Source organism: Cupriavidus sp. USMAHM13 (assembly GCF_001854285.1).
In the GTDB taxonomy this organism is placed as follows: domain Bacteria; phylum Pseudomonadota; class Gammaproteobacteria; order Burkholderiales; family Burkholderiaceae; genus Cupriavidus; species Cupriavidus malaysiensis.
This window is the reverse complement of sequence record NZ_CP017751.1, coordinates 2433309-2449431: the sequence shown is the minus strand read 5'-3', so window position 1 is coordinate 2449431 and position 16123 is coordinate 2433309. Positions and strand designations below refer to the sequence as shown.

General features: G+C 65.3%; 14 protein-coding genes. 9 read left to right on the top strand and 5 right to left on the bottom strand.

The annotated features are described in order from the left end of the window. Positions 1 to 15 precede the first annotated feature (15 nt). Positions 16 to 1476 (bottom strand): efflux transporter outer membrane subunit, encoded by a 1461-nt coding sequence (locus BKK81_RS10770; protein ID WP_071016340.1) that lies wholly within the window; start codon positions 1474 to 1476, stop codon positions 16 to 18. Positions 1477 to 1564: 88 nt separating this feature from the next. On the opposite strand from BKK81_RS10770, the gene BKK81_RS10765 reads away from it, so the two are divergent. The 3 genes from BKK81_RS10765 (at position 1565) to BKK81_RS10755 (ending at position 6538) form a co-directional block, all read left to right on the top strand. Further along, positions 1565 to 2179, top strand: coding sequence for a TetR/AcrR family transcriptional regulator (locus BKK81_RS10765; protein WP_071012747.1), 615 nt, complete (start codon positions 1565 to 1567; stop codon positions 2177 to 2179). Between the two features lie 85 nt (positions 2180 to 2264). Next, positions 2265 to 3404: an efflux RND transporter periplasmic adaptor subunit gene (locus BKK81_RS10760; RefSeq protein WP_071012745.1), complete on the top strand. Its 1140-nt coding sequence runs from the start codon at positions 2265 to 2267 to the stop codon at positions 3402 to 3404. Further along, entirely contained in the window at positions 3401 to 6538 is a 3138-nt protein-coding gene (locus tag BKK81_RS10755) for an efflux RND transporter permease subunit (RefSeq protein WP_071012743.1), read from the top strand. Before BKK81_RS10760 ends, BKK81_RS10755 begins: the two co-directional genes overlap by 4 nt. A gap of 141 nt (positions 6539 to 6679) precedes the next feature. Here BKK81_RS10755 and BKK81_RS10750 read toward each other — a convergent pair whose 3' ends face one another. Further along, positions 6680 to 7645, bottom strand: coding sequence for a TIGR01777 family oxidoreductase (locus BKK81_RS10750; RefSeq protein WP_083384057.1), 966 nt, complete (start codon positions 7643 to 7645; stop codon positions 6680 to 6682). Positions 7646 to 8157: 512 nt separating this feature from the next. Here BKK81_RS10750 and BKK81_RS10740 point away from each other — a divergent pair. Genes BKK81_RS10740 through BKK81_RS10730 form a run of 3 tightly spaced genes read left to right on the top strand, consistent with a single transcriptional unit; the run spans position 8158 to position 11254 of the window. Continuing rightward, the gene (locus tag BKK81_RS10740) at positions 8158 to 9360 is read left to right on the top strand and encodes an SAM-dependent methyltransferase (protein ID WP_071012740.1); all 1203 of its coding nucleotides are present in this window, start codon (positions 8158 to 8160) and stop codon (positions 9358 to 9360) included. Between the two features lie 2 nt (positions 9361 to 9362). Next, on the top strand, positions 9363 to 10160 hold the full coding sequence (locus BKK81_RS10735; RefSeq protein WP_071012738.1) for a DUF1295 domain-containing protein: 798 nt from the start codon (positions 9363 to 9365) through the stop codon (positions 10158 to 10160). Further along, the gene (locus BKK81_RS10730) at positions 10157 to 11254 is read left to right on the top strand and encodes an SAM-dependent methyltransferase (RefSeq protein WP_071012736.1); all 1098 of its coding nucleotides are present in this window, start codon (positions 10157 to 10159) and stop codon (positions 11252 to 11254) included. The genes BKK81_RS10735 and BKK81_RS10730 overlap by 4 nt, the downstream gene beginning before the upstream one ends. Here BKK81_RS10730 and BKK81_RS10725 read toward each other — a convergent pair. Further along, positions 11244 to 11804: a DUF2878 domain-containing protein gene (locus tag BKK81_RS10725; protein WP_071012734.1), complete on the bottom strand. Its 561-nt coding sequence runs from the start codon at positions 11802 to 11804 to the stop codon at positions 11244 to 11246. The genes BKK81_RS10730 and BKK81_RS10725 overlap by 11 nt on opposite strands. A 54-nt stretch (positions 11805 to 11858) precedes the next feature. Here BKK81_RS10725 and BKK81_RS10720 point away from each other — a divergent pair, with 54 nt between their 5' ends. Then, entirely contained in the window at positions 11859 to 12422 is a 564-nt protein-coding gene (locus tag BKK81_RS10720) for a lipocalin family protein (RefSeq protein ID WP_083384056.1), read from the top strand. 55 nt (positions 12423 to 12477) lie between these two features. Continuing rightward, positions 12478 to 12987 (top strand): chalcone isomerase family protein, encoded by a 510-nt coding sequence (locus tag BKK81_RS10715; protein ID WP_156811225.1) that lies wholly within the window; start codon positions 12478 to 12480, stop codon positions 12985 to 12987. A 112-nt stretch (positions 12988 to 13099) separates the two neighbouring features. Here BKK81_RS10715 and BKK81_RS10710 read toward each other — a convergent pair whose 3' ends face one another. Together BKK81_RS10710 and BKK81_RS10705 are read right to left on the bottom strand one after the other, a co-directional pair. Next, positions 13100 to 13942 (bottom strand): DUF1365 domain-containing protein, encoded by an 843-nt coding sequence (locus BKK81_RS10710; RefSeq protein ID WP_071012732.1) that lies wholly within the window; start codon positions 13940 to 13942, stop codon positions 13100 to 13102. Beyond that, positions 13939 to 15234: an NAD(P)/FAD-dependent oxidoreductase gene (locus BKK81_RS10705; protein ID WP_071012731.1), complete on the bottom strand. Its 1296-nt coding sequence runs from the start codon at positions 15232 to 15234 to the stop codon at positions 13939 to 13941. The genes BKK81_RS10710 and BKK81_RS10705 overlap by 4 nt, the downstream gene beginning before the upstream one ends. A 144-nt stretch (positions 15235 to 15378) precedes the next feature. On the opposite strand from BKK81_RS10705, the gene BKK81_RS10700 reads away from it, so the two are divergent. Beyond that, positions 15379 to 16002, top strand: coding sequence for a TetR/AcrR family transcriptional regulator (locus BKK81_RS10700; RefSeq protein WP_071012729.1), 624 nt, complete (start codon positions 15379 to 15381; stop codon positions 16000 to 16002). Positions 16003 to 16123 lie beyond the last annotated feature (121 nt).

The following is a 16123-nucleotide window of genomic DNA, read 5'->3' as shown; positions in this document are numbered from 1 at the left end:
GACCAGCACAGGGCGCTATCTGCCTGCAACAGCGGTCGATTCATCGGGCTGCCAGCCACCGCCTAGCGCCTTGAATGCCGCGACGGCGGCCCGCGCCGATTCCGTTTGGGCCTGAGCTTGCGCGTCGGACGCGCGCAACAGGCTGTCATCCGCTTGCAGGACTTCGATCAAGCTGACGACGCCTTTCTGGTAGGCGGCGAACGAAGCGTTTCGCGCGCGGCCGAACGAATCCACGCCTTGCGCGAGCGTGACCGCCTGCTCCTCGCGCTTGACCAAAGCCGAGAAGGCGTCCTCCACGTCTTCCGTGGCGCGTAGCACGGCGAGCCGGTACGCGGCGAGCATTTCCGCTTCTTGTCCTTTGGCCTGAGCGATTTGTGCATCGATACGGCCGAAGTCGAACAGGCGCCAGCGCAGGCCGAGGGCGCCGACGAATTGACTGGCCCCGCCGCCGAACAGACTGCCGGCGCCCACCGATGTGGCGCTGCCCAGCAGGCCACTGAACGAAAATTTCGGGTAGTACTCCGCAATGGCGACACCGATGCGCGCGTTGGAAGCCGCCAGGCGTCGCTCGGCAACGATGAGGTCAGGGCGTCGCCTCAGCAATTCGCCGGGCGATGCGCCGATCGCAATGCGAGGAGCAGCCGGGATGTCGCCGCCTTGTGCAAGCTCCTCCCGGTGGGTGCCCGGCAGCGAGCCGAGCATCACATCCAGCGCGTTCATCGCTGCATCGAGCCCGACCTCGATCGGTGGGATGGAAGCGCGAACCTGAGCGAGCGCGCCTTCGGCCTGCCGGACTTGAAGCTCGGCCGCGAGTCCCTTGCCATACAGCCGGTTGATGGTGGAGAGCAACTCCTCTTGCGTCTGCACCTGGTGGCGGGCCACCTTCAAGCGCGTCTGTAAGCCGCGGATGGTGATGTAGATATCGGCGGTCTGTGCGGCCACGGCCAGCCGTGTGGCAACTGCACCCGCCTGTGAGGCCTGGTAGTCGGCAAGCGCCGCCTCGCGGCCACGACGCAGGCCGCCGAATACATCCAACTCCCAGCTTGCATTGAGATCGGCCTCAAAAGCGTTGCCGTAACGGTCGAAGCCCGGCCGCGCATTCAAGACGCGCCCCAAAGGGGTTTCAACGGACTGGTGCGCGCGCGCGGCCTGGCCTGCGACATTGCCGGAGGGCAGCAATGCGGCATTGGCAGCGCCAAGGCCCGCTCGGGCTTGCGTGACGCGGGCGAAGGCCTGTGCAAGGTCCAGGTTCTGCTCCAGTGCGAGTTGTACGAACCGCGTGAGCAGTGGGTCACTGAAGCCGGCCCACCATGCGGGCAGGTCGGCTGCGGTGTTGGCCACCCGCTGCTCGACCGCCGCCTGGCCCTGGAATCGCTCGGGAAGCGGCATATCGGGTTTCACATAGTCCGGGCCGACGGCGCACCCGGATGCCAGGCTAGCAACGCAGAGGGCGGCAAGGGAAAGCTTTGGCGACATGAGGGCGTCTTCCATCGAAATTTCTGTGACTATAGTACAAATTGGTCACTCGTTGTCCAATAATCGCGACTCGCGTAAGCTGGAGCCCATGAAGACCACCCCTTACCCCGTTTCCGCCCGCGGCCCGGCGGACCACGACGTGCGAGACCAGATCGTCGCGGCCGCCACCGAGCACTTCCGCCGCTACGGCTACGAGAAGACCGCCGTGTCCGATCTGGCCAAGGCCATCGGTTTTTCGAAGGCGTACATCTATAAGTTCTTCGAGTCCAAGCAGGCCATTGGCGAGATGATCTGCGCCAACTGCCTGCGCGAGATCGAGGCCGACGTGAAGGCCGCCATGGCGGAGGCCGACTCTCCGCCAGAGAGGCTGCGGCGTCTGTTCAAAGCCATGACCGAGGCCAGCCTTCGGCTGTTTTCCCACGACCGCAAGCTGTACGAGATCGCAGCCTCGGCAGCAACCGAGCGCTGGCAGGCCGTGCTCGCCTATGAAGAGCGCATCCAGACGTTGCTGCGCGATGTGCTGCAGGAGGGCCGGGAGAGCGGAGACTTCGAGCGCAAGACACCGTTGGACGAGGCGACCAAGGCGATCTACCTGGTCATGCGCCCGTACATGAATCCTTTGCTCTTGCAGCACAGCTTTGATTACACGGAAAGTGCGCCCGGACTGCTTTCCAGCCTCGTGCTTCGAAGTCTTTCCCCTTGAGGCGTTTTCTTTCTAGGTGACCATTGACTAAAACGGTCACTAGAACCAAAATGAAAGCCACGATCATCTCGTCGATGGGGCTTTCATGCTGTCGCGTCGCTTCGTTACCTCTACCGCTGTTCTTGCCGTTGTTCTTGCCGTTGTTCTTGCGTTACCGCTCGCACTGAGCGCTTGCGGCGCAAAGGCCCCTGCGGACCCGCGCACCGAGGCACCGCTGGTGCGTGCCACGGTCGTCCAGGCAGCGGGATCCGTCTCGCGTTCATTCACGGGCGTCGTCGCTGCCCGGGTGCAGAGCGACCTCGGCTTCCGTGTTTCTGGCAAGGTGCTGGAACGCCTTGTCGATGCGGGACAAACCGTTAAGCGCGGGCAGCCGCTCATGCGTATCGATCCGGTCGATCTGAAGCTCGCCGCGCATGCGCAGCAAGAAGCCGTGAGCGCTGCACGAGCGCGTGCGCAACAGACGGCGGAGGACGAGGCCCGTTACCGCGATTTGCGCGGAACCGGCGCCATCTCCGCTTCCGCCTATGACCAGGCAAAGGCCGCGGCGGACGCGGCCAAAGCCCAGTTGAGCGCGGCGCAAGCGCAGGCCGATGTGGCGCGTAACGCCAGCCGCTATGCAGAGCTGGTCGCGGATGGCGACGGCGTCGTGGTGGAAACGCTGGCCGAGCCCGGCCAGGTCGTGAACGCGGGGCAGACTGTTGTGCGCCTGGCCCACGCGGGCCGTCGCGAGGCGGTCATTCAGTTGCCGGAAACATTGCGGCCGGCGATCGGCTCTGTCGCACAAGCCGCAATATTCGGAAAAGACGGCACCAGCGTGCCGGCGCAACTGCGGCAGTTGTCGGACGCTGCAGATCGGCTTACCCGCACCTTCGAAGCGCGCTATGTGCTGAGCGGGGAACTGGCCAATGCGCCGCTGGGCGCCACGGTGACGATCCAGGTTGCCGATGCACTCACCACCGCCCAAGGCAATCTGCAGGTGCCGTTGGGTGCGCTGTTCGATGCAGGCAAGGGTTCGGGCGTGTGGGTGATCCAGGGGGATCCCGCCAAGGTGACGTGGCGATCCGTCACCATCGTCCGCCTGGGCGATGAAGGTGCCCGGGTGGCAGGCCAGGTCAAGCAGGGGGACCGGATCGTCGCGCTTGGTGCGCAGCTGCTGCGTGAGGGCCAGCAAGTCCGCCTGGCGGGCCAGGACGCCGGCACTGCCATCGCGGGGGTGCGTCCGTGAACCAAGGCCGCTTCAGCCGCTTCAACCTCTCCGCGCTCGCGGTGCGCGAGCGCGCCGTCACATTATTCCTTATCTGCCTGATCTCTCTGGCGGGGCTCATTTCCTTCTTCAAGCTGGGGCGCGCGGAGGACCCGGCGTTCACGGTCAAGGTGATGACGATCATCACCGCGTGGCCGGGCGCTACCGCGCAGGAGATGCAGGACCAGGTGGCCGAGAAGCTTGAAAAGCGCATGCAGGAATTGCGCTGGTACGACCGTACGGAAACGTACACACGGCCGGGCCTGGCATTCACCACGCTGACCCTGCTCGACAGCACGCCGCCATCGGAGGTTCAGGAGGAGTTCTATCAAGCGCGCAAGAAAGTCAGCGACGAGGTGGCCAACCTGCCGCCCGGCGTGATCGGGCCGATGGTCAACGACGAATATGCGGACGTGACGTTTGCGCTGTTTGCGCTGAAGGCGCAGGGTGAGCCGCAACGCGCTCTTGTCCGCGACGCGGAGAAGCTGCGCCAGCGCTTGCTGCATGTGCCCGGCGTGAAGAAGGTCAACATCATCGGCGAGCAGTCGGAGCGCATCTACGTCGAGTTTTCGCATGACCGGCTGGCGACGCTGGGCGTGAGTCCGCAAGAGGTGTTTGCCGCGCTCAACAGCCAGAATGCCCTCACGGCAGCCGGTTCGGTCGAGACGAAAGGGCCGCAGGTATTCGTTCGCCTGGATGCCGCGTTCGACGAACTGCAGAAGATCCGCGATACGCCGGTTGTATCGCAAGGCCGCACGTTGAAGCTGTCGGACATCGCCACAGTCAAGCGCGGTTATGAAGATCCGGCCACGTTCATGGTGCGCAATGGCGGTCAACCGGCCTTGCTGCTGGGCATCGTCATGCGCGAAGGCTGGAACGGGCTGGACCTGGGCAAGACGCTTGACAAGGAGGTCGGCGCCATCAACGCAGGTATGCCGCTCGGCATGAGCCTGACCAAGGTGACGGACCAGGCGGTCAACATCAGTGCTGCGGTCGATGAGTTCATGCTCAAGTTCTTCGCCGCGCTACTGGTGGTGATGCTGGTGAGTTTCGTCAGCATGGGCTGGCGTGCAGGCCTGGTGGTGGCTGCGGCTGTGCCGCTGACACTGGCGGTCGTCTTCGTGGTGATGGCCGCCACCGGCAGGAACTTCGACCGCATCACGCTCGGATCCTTGATCCTGGCGCTGGGCCTGCTGGTCGATGACGCCATCATCGCCATTGAAATGATGGTGGTGAAGATGGAAGAGGGCTACAGCCGTGTCGCCGCTTCGGCCTATGCGTGGAGCCATACTGCGGCGCCCATGCTATCGGGCACGCTGGTGACCGCCGTCGGCTTCATGCCCAATGGCTTTGCGCGATCCACCGCCGGTGAATACACCAGCAACATGTTCTGGATCGTCGGCATTGCGTTGATCGCATCCTGGGTGGTCGCGGTGGTGTTCACGCCTTACCTGGGAGTGAAGATGCTGCCCGAATTCAGGAAGGTCGAAGGCGGCCATGATGCGATTTACGACACGCCCCGCTACAACCGCTTCCGTCGATTGCTCGGGCGCGTGATTGCACGCAAATGGTTGGTCGCGGGTTCGGTGGTGGGCCTGTTCGCCTTGGCCATCGCGGGCATGGCGGTGGTCAAGAAACAGTTTTTCCCGATTTCGGATCGACCTGAAGTCCTGGTCGAGGTGCAGATGCCGTACGGCACGTCGATCCACCAGACCAGCATGGCCGCCGCAAAGCTGGAAGCCTGGCTCGCCAAACAGAAGGAAGCCAAGATCGTGACGGCTTATGTTGGCCAGGGTGCGCCCCGTTTCTATCTCGCGATGGGGCCGGAACTGCCCGATCCGTCGTTCGCCAAGATCGTGATCCGCACGAATAGCCAGGAAGAGCGCGACGCATTGAAGCAGCGCCTGCGCCAGGCCGTTGCCGATGGTCTTACCCCCGAGGCGCGCGTGCGTGTCACGCAACTGGTGTTTGGCCCGTATTCGCCGTTCCCGGTCGCTTACCGCGTGACCGGCCCGGACGTAGAGACCTTGCGCCGCATCGCGGCGGATGTCCGGCAGGTGATGGACGCCAGCCCGATGATGCGCACGGTCAACACTGACTGGGGGATGCGCGTCCCCACGCTGCACTTCACCTTGCAGCAGGACCGCCTACAGGCCGTTGGGCTGACCTCCAGCGCCGTTGCACAACAATTGCAGTTTCTGCTCAACGGCATTCCGGTGACGGCGGTGCGCGAGGACATCCGCACCGTCCAGGTGATCGCGCGCGCGGCCGGAGACGTCCGACTGGATCCGGCCAGGATTGGCGACCTGACGCTGGCTGGTGCCAACGGGCAGCGCATTCCACTCTCGCAGGTGGGCAAGATCGAGGTGCGCATGGAAGAGCCGATCGTCCGCCGGCGCGACCGCATGCCGACGATCACAGTCCGCGGCGACATTGCAGAGGACCTGCAGCCGCCCGATGTGTCGGCGGCCATCAGCAAGCAGCTTCAGCCGATCATCGAGAAACTGCCCAGCGGCTACCGCATCGAACAGGCGGGCTCTATCGAAGAATCGGGGAAGGCGACAAAGGCCATGCTGCCGCTTTTCCCGATCATGCTGGCCGTCACGTTGCTGATCCTAATCTTCCAGGTGCGTTCCATTCCGGCGATGGTGATGGTGTTCCTGACCAGCCCCCTCGGCTTGATTGGCGTGGTGCCAATGCTCATTCTGTTCGGGCAACCGTTCGGCATTAACGCCCTGGTGGGTTTGATTGCGTTGTCGGGCATCTTGATGCGCAACACGTTGATCCTGATCGGGCAGATCCAGCACAACAAAGACGAAGGGTTGGACCCGTTCAGGGCAGTGGTGGAAGCCACAGTTCAGCGTGCGCGGCCGGTGATACTGACGGCGTTGGCCGCCATCCTGGCCTTCATTCCGCTGACGCATTCGGTGTTCTGGGGGGCGCTGGCTTACACGCTCATCGGCGGGACGTTTGCCGGAACGATCCTGACCCTGGGATTCCTGCCGGCGATGTACGCCATCTGGTTCAGGATCCGGCCCACGAGCACAGCCGATGCTCGGCACGAGCGGCAACAGGCGGCAGGGCTCGCGAGACAACCGGCAGCTGAGTCATCTTGAGTTGCGAGGCCATGTTTTCGTCACATGGCCTTGCTGAGCGATATTGCAGCCTGCACAACTGGTCATTGTTTTGCTCGAATGAGACGTCGAGGCAGGGCAAGGCGAAGGGGGGTGTCTTTCTATTGCTTTTCTATTGCTTTTCTATTGCCAAAGCGATGTAAGCGCGTTTCGCAATTCGCAAAATCGGAACTGGTAGCCGTTCTGCAACAGCAGTGTCGGGATGACCTCCGTGCTGCCTAGCAACAAGGCCGACTGTTCGCCAAGCGCCAGGTGGAACAACGCGGCGGGCAAGCGTAGGAGGACCGGCCGTCGCAGCACGCATGCTGCCGTCCGCACGAACTCGGCCTGGCTGCAGGCGCTGGGTGCGGTCAGGTTATAGACCGACGCCTCGCCGCCCCGGCCACCATGGCGGCACGCGATCCACTCGAGCGCACCGAGCACATCGGCGATGTGCACCCAACTCTGCATCTGCGTCCCGTTCCCGATCACCGCCCCCAGTCCCACCTGCAAGGCCCGACGCAAGGCCGGCAATGCGCCGCCGTGGCCCAGAACAATGCCAAGTCTCACGCAGACCGTGTCGACGCCCAGCGCGCAGGCCGCACGCGCTGCCACTTCCCACTGCTGGCACAGCCGGGCAGCGTAGTCGCTGCCCGGCGCGCTGGTCTCGTCGAGACGACCCGGCGCGGCGGCGCCATAGTAGCCGATTGCGGAAGCACTCACCATCAGCCGAGGGCGCTGCTGTCGTGTCGCCAGCCAGGCCACCAGTTGCTGTGTCAGGCCGATGCGGCTGTCTTCCAGCACGCGCTTGCGGCCCGCCGTCCAGCGCGGGCCCAGGATGGGGGCTCCGGCCAGGTTGATCACCACGTCGAAGACAGCGTCCGCCGGCAGCGCCTGCAGGCTGGCCGTAAGACGCGCGCCCGCAGGCAATCGCCGCGCCGCGCCGGCGGGTTGACGCGACAACACGGTGACGGCGTGGCCTCCCATCAGCAGGCGGGATACCAGTGCGCGCCCGATAAAGCCGCTGCCGCCGGTGACGAGGAAGCGCTGCGCAGCGGTTCCCGCATCGCATGCGGCCCGCGAACCTGGGGCAATCGAATAAGCGGTCATAGTCTGATCAAGTCGTGGTTACCCAGGAGAGTCGGCTTGCACAACACGCGATAAGCGTCCGCGTCAGACGCCGCGGGGGCGACCCGGCGCGGCCCCTCCGTGCGGACGTGGTCGGTCTCATGGCCCGGCCGACCCAGCTGAAGCATCGGGCGCACGCCGGCGCTCATGCGCCACGACGAGCGTCGTTCTTGCGAGGTCCGGCGCATGAAGGCGTCCACGTCATCGAGCACTGGTGCCAAGGCGCGCAATGGTGCTGCAAGCGCTCCGACCATCAAAGCGTGGACCAGCGCATCGTGCTTCTCCTCGGATGATCTGCTTTGGGTGGGTGAAAACTATCTGGTAAATATTGCTACTGTGTAGTAACTTTACTTCCGAGATAGTATTCAGGCAACCGGTCATTGGGGCTCAAGTGCCACGACCACGCGCTTTGCAGGTCGGTCACGATGGCAGAAGTGCACAGAAATCCATGCGAGTCGCAAGCGAGTAACCGAAATCGTCACCTTCCTGTAGCTATGACACTGGCCACCCCGCTTCCCTTGGATCTCCGTCAAGTGCCCTCGGCTGGACGGTTGCTGCTGAACCTACTGCGACGCATCGTCGCTGGCAGCCTTGTGCTGGTGACCCCTCATGGCGAGAGTATTCGTCTCGGTGAGCCTGGGGCCTTGCCAAGTGCCGAACTGCATATCCACGACTGGCGTGCCTGCGCGCGTATTCTCGCCAGTGGCGATGTGGGGTTCGCCGAGGCGCTGCGGGAGCGTTGGGTCGACTGCCACGACCTGACCAGCCTGCTGCGGCTGGCCCTGGTCAACCGTGCCGCCCTGGATCCGGCCATCTTCGGCAGCGGGCTGGCGCGACTGTGGCTGCGCCTGCGTCACCTGCTGCGACGCAACAGCCGGGCCGGCAGCCGGCGCAATATCCAGGCCCACTACGATCTCGGCAACGCTTTTTACCGGCTCTGGCTGGACGCGGGGATGACCTATTCCAGCGCGCTGTTCGACGGTGACTTCAGCCTGTCCCTCGATCTCGCCCAGCAAGCCAAGTACCGCCGCATCTGGGAGCGGATGGGCGGGCGCGCCGGCATGCATGTGCTGGAGATCGGTTGCGGCTGGGGGGGCTTCATGGAATTGGCCGCCAATGAAGGTGCCTCGGTGCTCGGCATCACGCTCTCCGGGCAGCAGCACGACTTCGCGAGCGAGCGCCTGGCGGCATGGGCCGGGGCCGAGGTGGCGCTGCGCGACTATCGCGAGGTGTCGGGCGAGTACGATGCCATCGTCTCGATCGAAATGTTCGAAGCAGTCGGCGAGGCCTATTGGCCGGCCTATTTCGGCACGCTGCAGCGCTGCCTGCGCCTCGGCGGGCGCGCAATGGTGCAGTCGATCACCATCGATGAGGCGCAGTTCGAGCGCTACCGCGCCGGTTCTGACTTCATCCAGCAGTTCATCTTCCCGGGCGGAATGCTGCCGAGCCGCGAACGATTCGCCACCGCCGCGCAGCGGCATGGGCTGCGCGTCGTCGAGCGCCACGATTTCGGGCGCGACTACGCCGAGACGCTGCGCCGCTGGCGCGCCGGGTTCGAGGCTGCGCAGGAACAGGTGCTGGCGCAGGGCTTCGACGAGGCCTTCCTGCGTATCTGGCGTCTCTACCTGTGCTACTGCGAAGCCGGCTTCGACGAGGGTCGCATCGGGGTGTCGCAATTCCTGCTGGAGCGCAGCTGACCATGGCGCCGGCAGACTTGCTAATGCTGGCAGCCGAAGGGCTTGCCTTGGTGTTCCTCGGGGCTTGGCTGTGGCAATTGCGCACCGGCAATGCCGGCATGGTCGATCCGCTCTGGGCCCTGTCGCTGGGGGCGCTCGCGCCGCTGTATGCGGCGTTGGCCGGCGGCGCGCCGCTATCCCGGTTGCTGGTTGCCATTGGTGGTGGTTTGTGGGGCTTAAGGCTCGGCTTGCACTTGTGGCGGCGCAATGCCGGCAAACCGGAGGACGCGCGCTACCGCAAGCTGCGCGAGGACTGGGGAGACAGCGTTCAGCCGAAGTTGCTGGGGCTGTTTCTTCTTCAAGGCATCATCTCCCTGGCCTTATCTGTTGCGTTCCTTTTTCCGTGCTTGCGCGACCATTCGCCCGGGGCAGCGACCGTGCTGGCGTTTATCGTTTTATGGCTGATTGCCGTCATCGGGGAGAGCGTGGCCGATAGCCAGTTGCGGCGCTTCGCGTCGCAGCCGGAGAACCGTGGAGAAGTCTGCCGCGTCGGCCTCTGGCAATGGTCGCGCCACCCTAATTACTTCTTCGAATGCCTGCACTGGGTGGCCTATGTGCCGCTCGCGCTGGGCACGCCGTGGGGGTGGCTGACAGCGCTGGCCCCTGTGCTGATGGGCGCGCTGCTCTGGTACGTGTCCGGCATTCCGCTGCTGGAAGCACACCTGCTGGCAACCCGCTCGGGCTATGCCGACTACATGCGCACCACCAGCGCCCTGGTTCCCTGGCCACCGCGCCACCCAACGCAAGAGAGGAAAGCATGAGCATCCTGACCCCGACCTTGTCCCCCCGTGTCGCACCGGAACCTGGAGAGCACTGGCTGGTCAAGGCCTCCGAGCGGGGCTGGTTACCGGATTGGCTGATCCGTTTTGGAATGCGCCAACTGATGCGGCAGCGCTTGATCGAAGAGGGGCAGGACGACGGCGAATTCCGCTCGGATCGTACGCGTCGACTGCTCGACGAGCTGCGCCAGGGTCCGATCGCGATTGCCACCGAGATGGCCAACCAGCAGCACTACGAGTTGCCGCCGGCCTTCTTTGCCGCGCATCTGGGGCCAAACCTGAAGTATTCCTGCTGTCTCTACCCGTCTGGAGCCGAGTCCTTGCAGGTCGCAGAGGAGGCGATGTTCCAATGCTATGCGGAGCGCGCCAAGCTGGCAGATCGACAGACCATCCTTGACCTGGGCTGCGGCTGGGGTTCGCTGTCGCTGTGGATGGCCAAGCGCTATCCGCGTGCGACCATTGTCGCGCTGTCGAACTCGCACGGCCAGCGGCAATGGATCGAAGCGCGCGCGGCCGAACTGGGCTTGGGCAACCTGACCGTGCATACCGGCGACATCGTGGAATTTGATTTCCCTGACATGCCGTCGGGCGGGCGTTTCGACCGGGTGGTCTCGATCGAAATGTTCGAGCACATGAAGAGCTACGGCAGCCTGCTGGCCAAGGTGGCGCGCTGGATGAAGGCGGATGCGATGTTGTTCGTGCACATGTTCGCCCACCGCACGCTGGCTTATCACTTCGAGGTACGCGACGCGACGGACTGGATGAGCCGCCATTTCTTCACCGGCGGTACCATGCCGTCGGAAGCGCTCCTGCTGCATTTTCAGGACGACCTGCGTGTGGAGCGCCAATGGTGGCTGAGCGGCGAGCATTACGCACGCACCGCCGGGCACTGGCTGGCCGGCCTTGACGCGGCGCGCGGCCAACTGATGCCAATCCTGGCGCAGGCCTACGGCGAGGCCGGGGCACCGCTCTGGTTTCAGCGCTGGCGCATGTTCTACATGGCCGTGGCCGAGTTGTTCGGCTATGGCGGCGGCAACGAGTGGGGGGTGGTCCACTATCGCTTCGTCAAGCGCTGAAGCGGGTGCACTGATCTTCCGGTGTGCCGGTGCCGTCGCAGCGGGCAGCCGCATGGACCAGCAGCGGCAGGGCCAGGGCCCAGCCAGCGGCCAGCACCGCCAGCGCGTGCACGGGATCGGGAAACGTGGCGGCGCCCAGCGCGACGCCGGCACGGAACGACAGCGGCCCGGCCACGGCGCCGAGCAGGGCCGCCAGCCATGGCCGGCCACGCAGCCAGGAAAAGAGGACATTCAATTGCAACGCGAGCAATATCCACAAGCCGACCAGCCAGAGCGGCGCGCCGCCCGGCAGCGTGATGACGTGTGCGTATTGGACGAGCCCCAGACGGACGAGAGTCGTTTCCCAGAATGCGCCGCCCAGCGCTACGCCGGCGAGCAGGCACGCCTCGCGGCCCGGCCGAGGCACCTGCCACAGGTGGAGTGCCAGAACCGTGAGCGTGAAGGCCGGGCCCAGCCACGCCGCACCGTGCACGGCGCCGAGCACCGCGGCGAACCAGCCGGCCTGGCCGAGCAGGGCGTAGGCAAGCCGGCGAGAGGTGGTGTGACGCATGCTGATTCCCGGTCAGCCCGCTGGAGACGGGCAATCCGACTTGGCGCCGTGGCGATGACGTTGGCGCTCGTCGCCGCCTGCGGTGCATCCCCACCCAACCCGAACCCGCGTGCGGAACTGCCGCTGAAGACGGTGCCGGTCGACCTGCCACGCTATATGGGCAAGTGGTATGTCATCGCCAACATCCCTTACTTCGGCGAGCGCGGCAATGTGGCCAGCTATGCCGAGTGGGTGCTGCGCGATGACGGCCGTATCGATGACCACTATGTCTACCGGCCCGGCAGCTTCGATGCGCCGACCAAACGCATGACCTTTCTCGATACGCCAGTGCCCGGCTCGGGCGGTGGCGAATGGCGCGTGCGGCTGTTCTGGCCGGTGACCGTGCAGCAGCTCACCCTCTACGTGGACCCAGACTACCAGGTCACGCTGCTCGGCTATCCAGGCAAGAGCCTGGGCTGGGTGTTTGCGCGCCGGCCGGACATGGACGACGGTACGTATCAGGCGCTGCTGCGGCGGCTTGACGAGATGGGCTACGATACCTCGCGCTTCCGTCGCGTTCCGCAATTCCCGTCGCAGCTGGGCCAGCCGGGCTTCCAGTCGCCGGGCGACAAGGAGTGAGTGCGCAATGGCGTCGCGTCGGGTCGCGCAACGCCACTGACAAAGGGGAAGCGGGATGCGATGGCTTGTCATCGGACTGGCGGCGCTGTGGTTAGGGTCGGCCTGGGGCCGTTGCGAGGACGGCCCGCCACCGCTGCGCCTGCACGGTGAGGGGCAACTCTGCCTTCTGGGATTCTGCCTGTACGACGCTCGCCTGTGGACCGCTCGACCCGGATTCAGCTATGAAGCGCCGTTCGCGCTCGACATCGTCTACCGACGCAGTATTCCTCGCGCGCGCATGATCGATACCGCGCTCGACGAGATCCGGCGCCTCAGCGATCCACCGCCGCCGGAGGTCACCCTCGAACGCTGGCGTGCGGCCATGATGCCGGCTTTCATCGACACGCGGCCGGGCGACGCCATCTGCGGCGTCTATCTGCCTGGCCGGGGCGTACGCTTCTACGTCAACGGTCGCGCCAGCGCGGAAATTGATGACCCCGTCTTCGCGCGGGCTTTCTTCGACATCTGGCTGTCTCCCGCGACTCGGGCCGGCAGCTTGCGGGAGCGCTTGCTCGGCGGCCGATGAAGGAGTTCCGCATGTGGCGTCTGCCTGGTAAGGGCTGTTGCGGGGGCAGGTGGAGGCGTTCGCGATCGCTATTCTCAATCCACTGCTCAATCCACTGCGCAAGCCACGATGCTCAGGTCGAAGGCGGTTCACGAGAGGCGGCATGAGATGCTGCGTTCGCCTGCGTCGTGCCGCCGGCGGTCGCTACAGCCGCCTCCGGCGGGCGGCTGCCGTAGAACGGCACCTTGCGCCGCCACAGCCGCAAGGCCTGCCAGTGGATGCGCACGATCACCGCGAGCGCCATCCATGGTTGGCGACACAGCGCGCCCAACACCGGGCCAGCGGTGAAGGGGAGCAGGCGGCCGCCGATGGCGGTGCGGATCAGCGGGCCGTCGGCGTCGTGGTAAGTGATGCCTACGAAAGCGGTATCGGGCGTGGTGCGCACGCGGAACTGGTAGCCACCCTCGACGCGGCAGAAGGGCGATACGTGCAGCACTTTGCGGCAATGGAGGACGGTGGCGGGCTCGATGGGGCCGCCGTCGGGCGCCGCCAGCAGGTAGGCGTGGTGCTCGCCGAAGGTGTTGTTGACCTCGGCCAGCAGGGCACGCAGGTCGCCGGAGCGGTCGTGGCATAGCCAGAAACTGACGGGATTGAAGGCATACCCGAGTACGCGCGGGAAGGTCTGCAGCCAGATCTCGCCGTCGGCGGCCAGGCCGGCCTCGCGCAGGCGGGCGCGCATCCAGGGCGCCAGTTCGCTGCCGTCGCGCGGGCCGTAGTCGCGCCTCCGCAGGCTCAGCAGGCGAAGACGGTCGACGCCGAACCACCAGCGCCGCAGGTGCGGCAGGGCATCGAGGTTCAGGCGCAGGCAGAACACCGGGTAGACAAAGCGATGGCGCACTGGGCGCAGGCGCTCGTGCATCACGTCGGCGCGCAAGAGTTGCGCATCGCTGCCGCCCGCGCCCGGCATGTGGCTCATGGCTTGCCCCAGGCCGGCAGGACGTCGAAGTCGGTCGCCACGCGCAGCGCCGAGCGCAGGCCATCCTCGTGGAAGCCGTAGCCGGTCCAGGCGCCCGCGAACCAGGTACGCCGCCGTCCCTGCAGCGCTGGCAGGCGGGCCTGCGCTGCCACCGCGGTCAGGTCTAAGAGTGGATGCTGATAGACGAAGCGGCGCAACTCGCTGCCGGGCGCTGGCGCCACGATCGGGTTCAAGGTCACCACCACCGGCTGGCGGAAGGGCAGGCGCTGGAGCTGGTTGAGCAGGTAGCTGACGCAGACCGGCCGCTGCCCGGCGTCGTCCCGGCCGCCGACGTAGTTCCACGCGGACCAGGCGCGGCGCCGGCGCGGCAGCAGCGCGGCATCGGTATGCAACACGGCGATGTTGCGCTGGTAGCGCACGGCGTCAAGCACTTCGCGCTCGGCGCCGTCGGCGTCCTGCAGCAGCGCGGCGCTGATCGGGGCGTGCGTGGCCAGCACCACGGCATCGAAGCGCTCCATGCCGGCATCCGTGCAGAGGTCGACACCGTCGGCGTCACGTCGCACGGCCCGCACCGGCGTGCGCAGGCGCACATCGTCCAGTGTGGCGGCAATGCGGCGCACGTACTCGCGGGAGCCGCCGGCCACGGTCTGCCATTGCGGCCGGCCGTTGACCTGCAGCAGGGCATGGTTGAGGCAGAAACGCAGGAAGGTGGCGGCGGGAAAGCGCAGGATGTCCGCCGGCGCGCTCGACCAGATAGCTGCCGCCATCGGCAGCAGGTAGTGCTGCCGGAAGGGCTGTCCGTAGTTGCCGGCCACCAGCAGTTGCTCGACCGAGTAGCCGTCGCGCAGGCTCACCTTCAAGTGCTGCTCGGCAGCACGGTTGAAGCGCAGGATATCGCGCAGCATGCCGAGGAATCTGGGCGAGAAGGCGTTGCTGCGCTGGGCGAATACGGTATTCAGGTTGCTGCCTGCCCACTCCAGGCGGCCCTGGTCGAGCGATACGGAGAAGGACATGTCGCTCGGGTGCGTCTGCACGCCCAGTTCGGCGAACAGTGCGAGCAGGTTGGGATAGGTGCGCTCGTTGAAGACCAGGAAGCCGGTATCGACGGGATGCGTGCGGCCGTCCAGTGTGATATCGGCGGTGTTGGCATGGCCGCCCAGGTAGTCGCCTGCCTCGAACAGTGTGACGGCATGGCGGCGCGCCAGCAGGTAGGCGCTGGCGAGGCCGGCGATGCCGGCACCCACCACCGCGATACGCCGCCCGCGCGGATACGTGCCAGGTGCGCCACTCATCGGCAGCCCCAGGCGCTCGTTCCTGGTATGCCACGAAGCTTGGGCGTAACTTTTACAGTTCTTCTCATGGTCTCGCCGGATTGAGTGCTAAGATAAAACTACCGCTTTGGAAGAAAGATTACTACATAGTAGCGAGATTTACTAATGAGTATTTTTGGCAGGCTCAGCTTCAAGGATCAAGCTTTCAAGCTCCGCGAGGACGCCATTCTCGATGCCGCCACGCGCACCTTGGCGGCCAAGGGCTTCGACCTGATGACGATGGACGACGTGGCGGCCGAGGTCGGCATCTCCAAGCCCAGCCTCTACAAGCACTTCAAGTCCAAAGAGGATCTGGTGGGCGAGGTGATGGTGAGGCTGGTGGACGGCGCCTTGGAGCAACTCGAGGCGCAGCCGGCCGGCCTGACACCGGCTGGCCGTCTGCGTGCGCTTCTGGAGTGGGCGCTGCGCGTGCGCCTGGGTGGCGGGCTGCCCTTCCTGCCATCGACCAGCCCGCATGTGCGCGCCATGCTGACGCGCAACCTGCGCTATGTGACGCGCGTGCTCAAGCTCAACAAGCAGTTGGAGGGACTGGTGGACGAGGCACGCCGCAACGGCGAGTTCAATGCCGACCTGCCCACCGATGTCATCCTGTTCAGCTACTACGCGCGCAGCTGCGATCCGGCTGTGGAGTACCTGCAGCTCTACAGCAAGATGGATACGGACGCCATTGTCGAATCGATGCTCAAGGTATGCTTTGATGGCCTTTGCACTGCTTCCGAGCACCGGTAGCACAAGTGAATCGGCGCTTTACGATTCAACCTTCGTCTTCGCTGCGCATTCGCGCACCATCGTCCGTCTTCTCTTCCAGCTTCTCTTCCAGCTTTTCTTCCAGCCGCGGTTCCATCCGCCG

Coding starts and splice junctions, on each gene's coding strand:
- BKK81_RS10770 (WP_071016340.1), bottom strand. CDS start 1,476: ATGTCGCCAAAGCTTTCCCTTGCCGCCCTCTGCGTTGCTAGCCTGGCA.
- BKK81_RS10765 (WP_071012747.1), top strand. CDS start 1,565: ATGAAGACCACCCCTTACCCCGTTTCCGCCCGCGGCCCGGCGGACCAC.
- BKK81_RS10760 (WP_071012745.1), top strand. CDS start 2,265: ATGCTGTCGCGTCGCTTCGTTACCTCTACCGCTGTTCTTGCCGTTGTT.
- BKK81_RS10750 (WP_083384057.1), bottom strand. CDS start 7,645: ATGACCGCTTATTCGATTGCCCCAGGTTCGCGGGCCGCATGCGATGCG.
- BKK81_RS10740 (WP_071012740.1), top strand. CDS start 8,158: ATGACACTGGCCACCCCGCTTCCCTTGGATCTCCGTCAAGTGCCCTCG.
- BKK81_RS10735 (WP_071012738.1), top strand. CDS start 9,363: ATGGCGCCGGCAGACTTGCTAATGCTGGCAGCCGAAGGGCTTGCCTTG.
- BKK81_RS10730 (WP_071012736.1), top strand. CDS start 10,157: ATGAGCATCCTGACCCCGACCTTGTCCCCCCGTGTCGCACCGGAACCT.
- BKK81_RS10725 (WP_071012734.1), bottom strand. CDS start 11,804: ATGCGTCACACCACCTCTCGCCGGCTTGCCTACGCCCTGCTCGGCCAG.
- BKK81_RS10720 (WP_083384056.1), top strand. CDS start 11,859: ATGACGTTGGCGCTCGTCGCCGCCTGCGGTGCATCCCCACCCAACCCG.
- BKK81_RS10715 (WP_156811225.1), top strand. CDS start 12,478: ATGCGATGGCTTGTCATCGGACTGGCGGCGCTGTGGTTAGGGTCGGCC.
- BKK81_RS10710 (WP_071012732.1), bottom strand. CDS start 13,942: ATGAGCCACATGCCGGGCGCGGGCGGCAGCGATGCGCAACTCTTGCGC.
- BKK81_RS10705 (WP_071012731.1), bottom strand. CDS start 15,234: ATGAGTGGCGCACCTGGCACGTATCCGCGCGGGCGGCGTATCGCGGTG.
- BKK81_RS10700 (WP_071012729.1), top strand. CDS start 15,379: ATGAGTATTTTTGGCAGGCTCAGCTTCAAGGATCAAGCTTTCAAGCTC.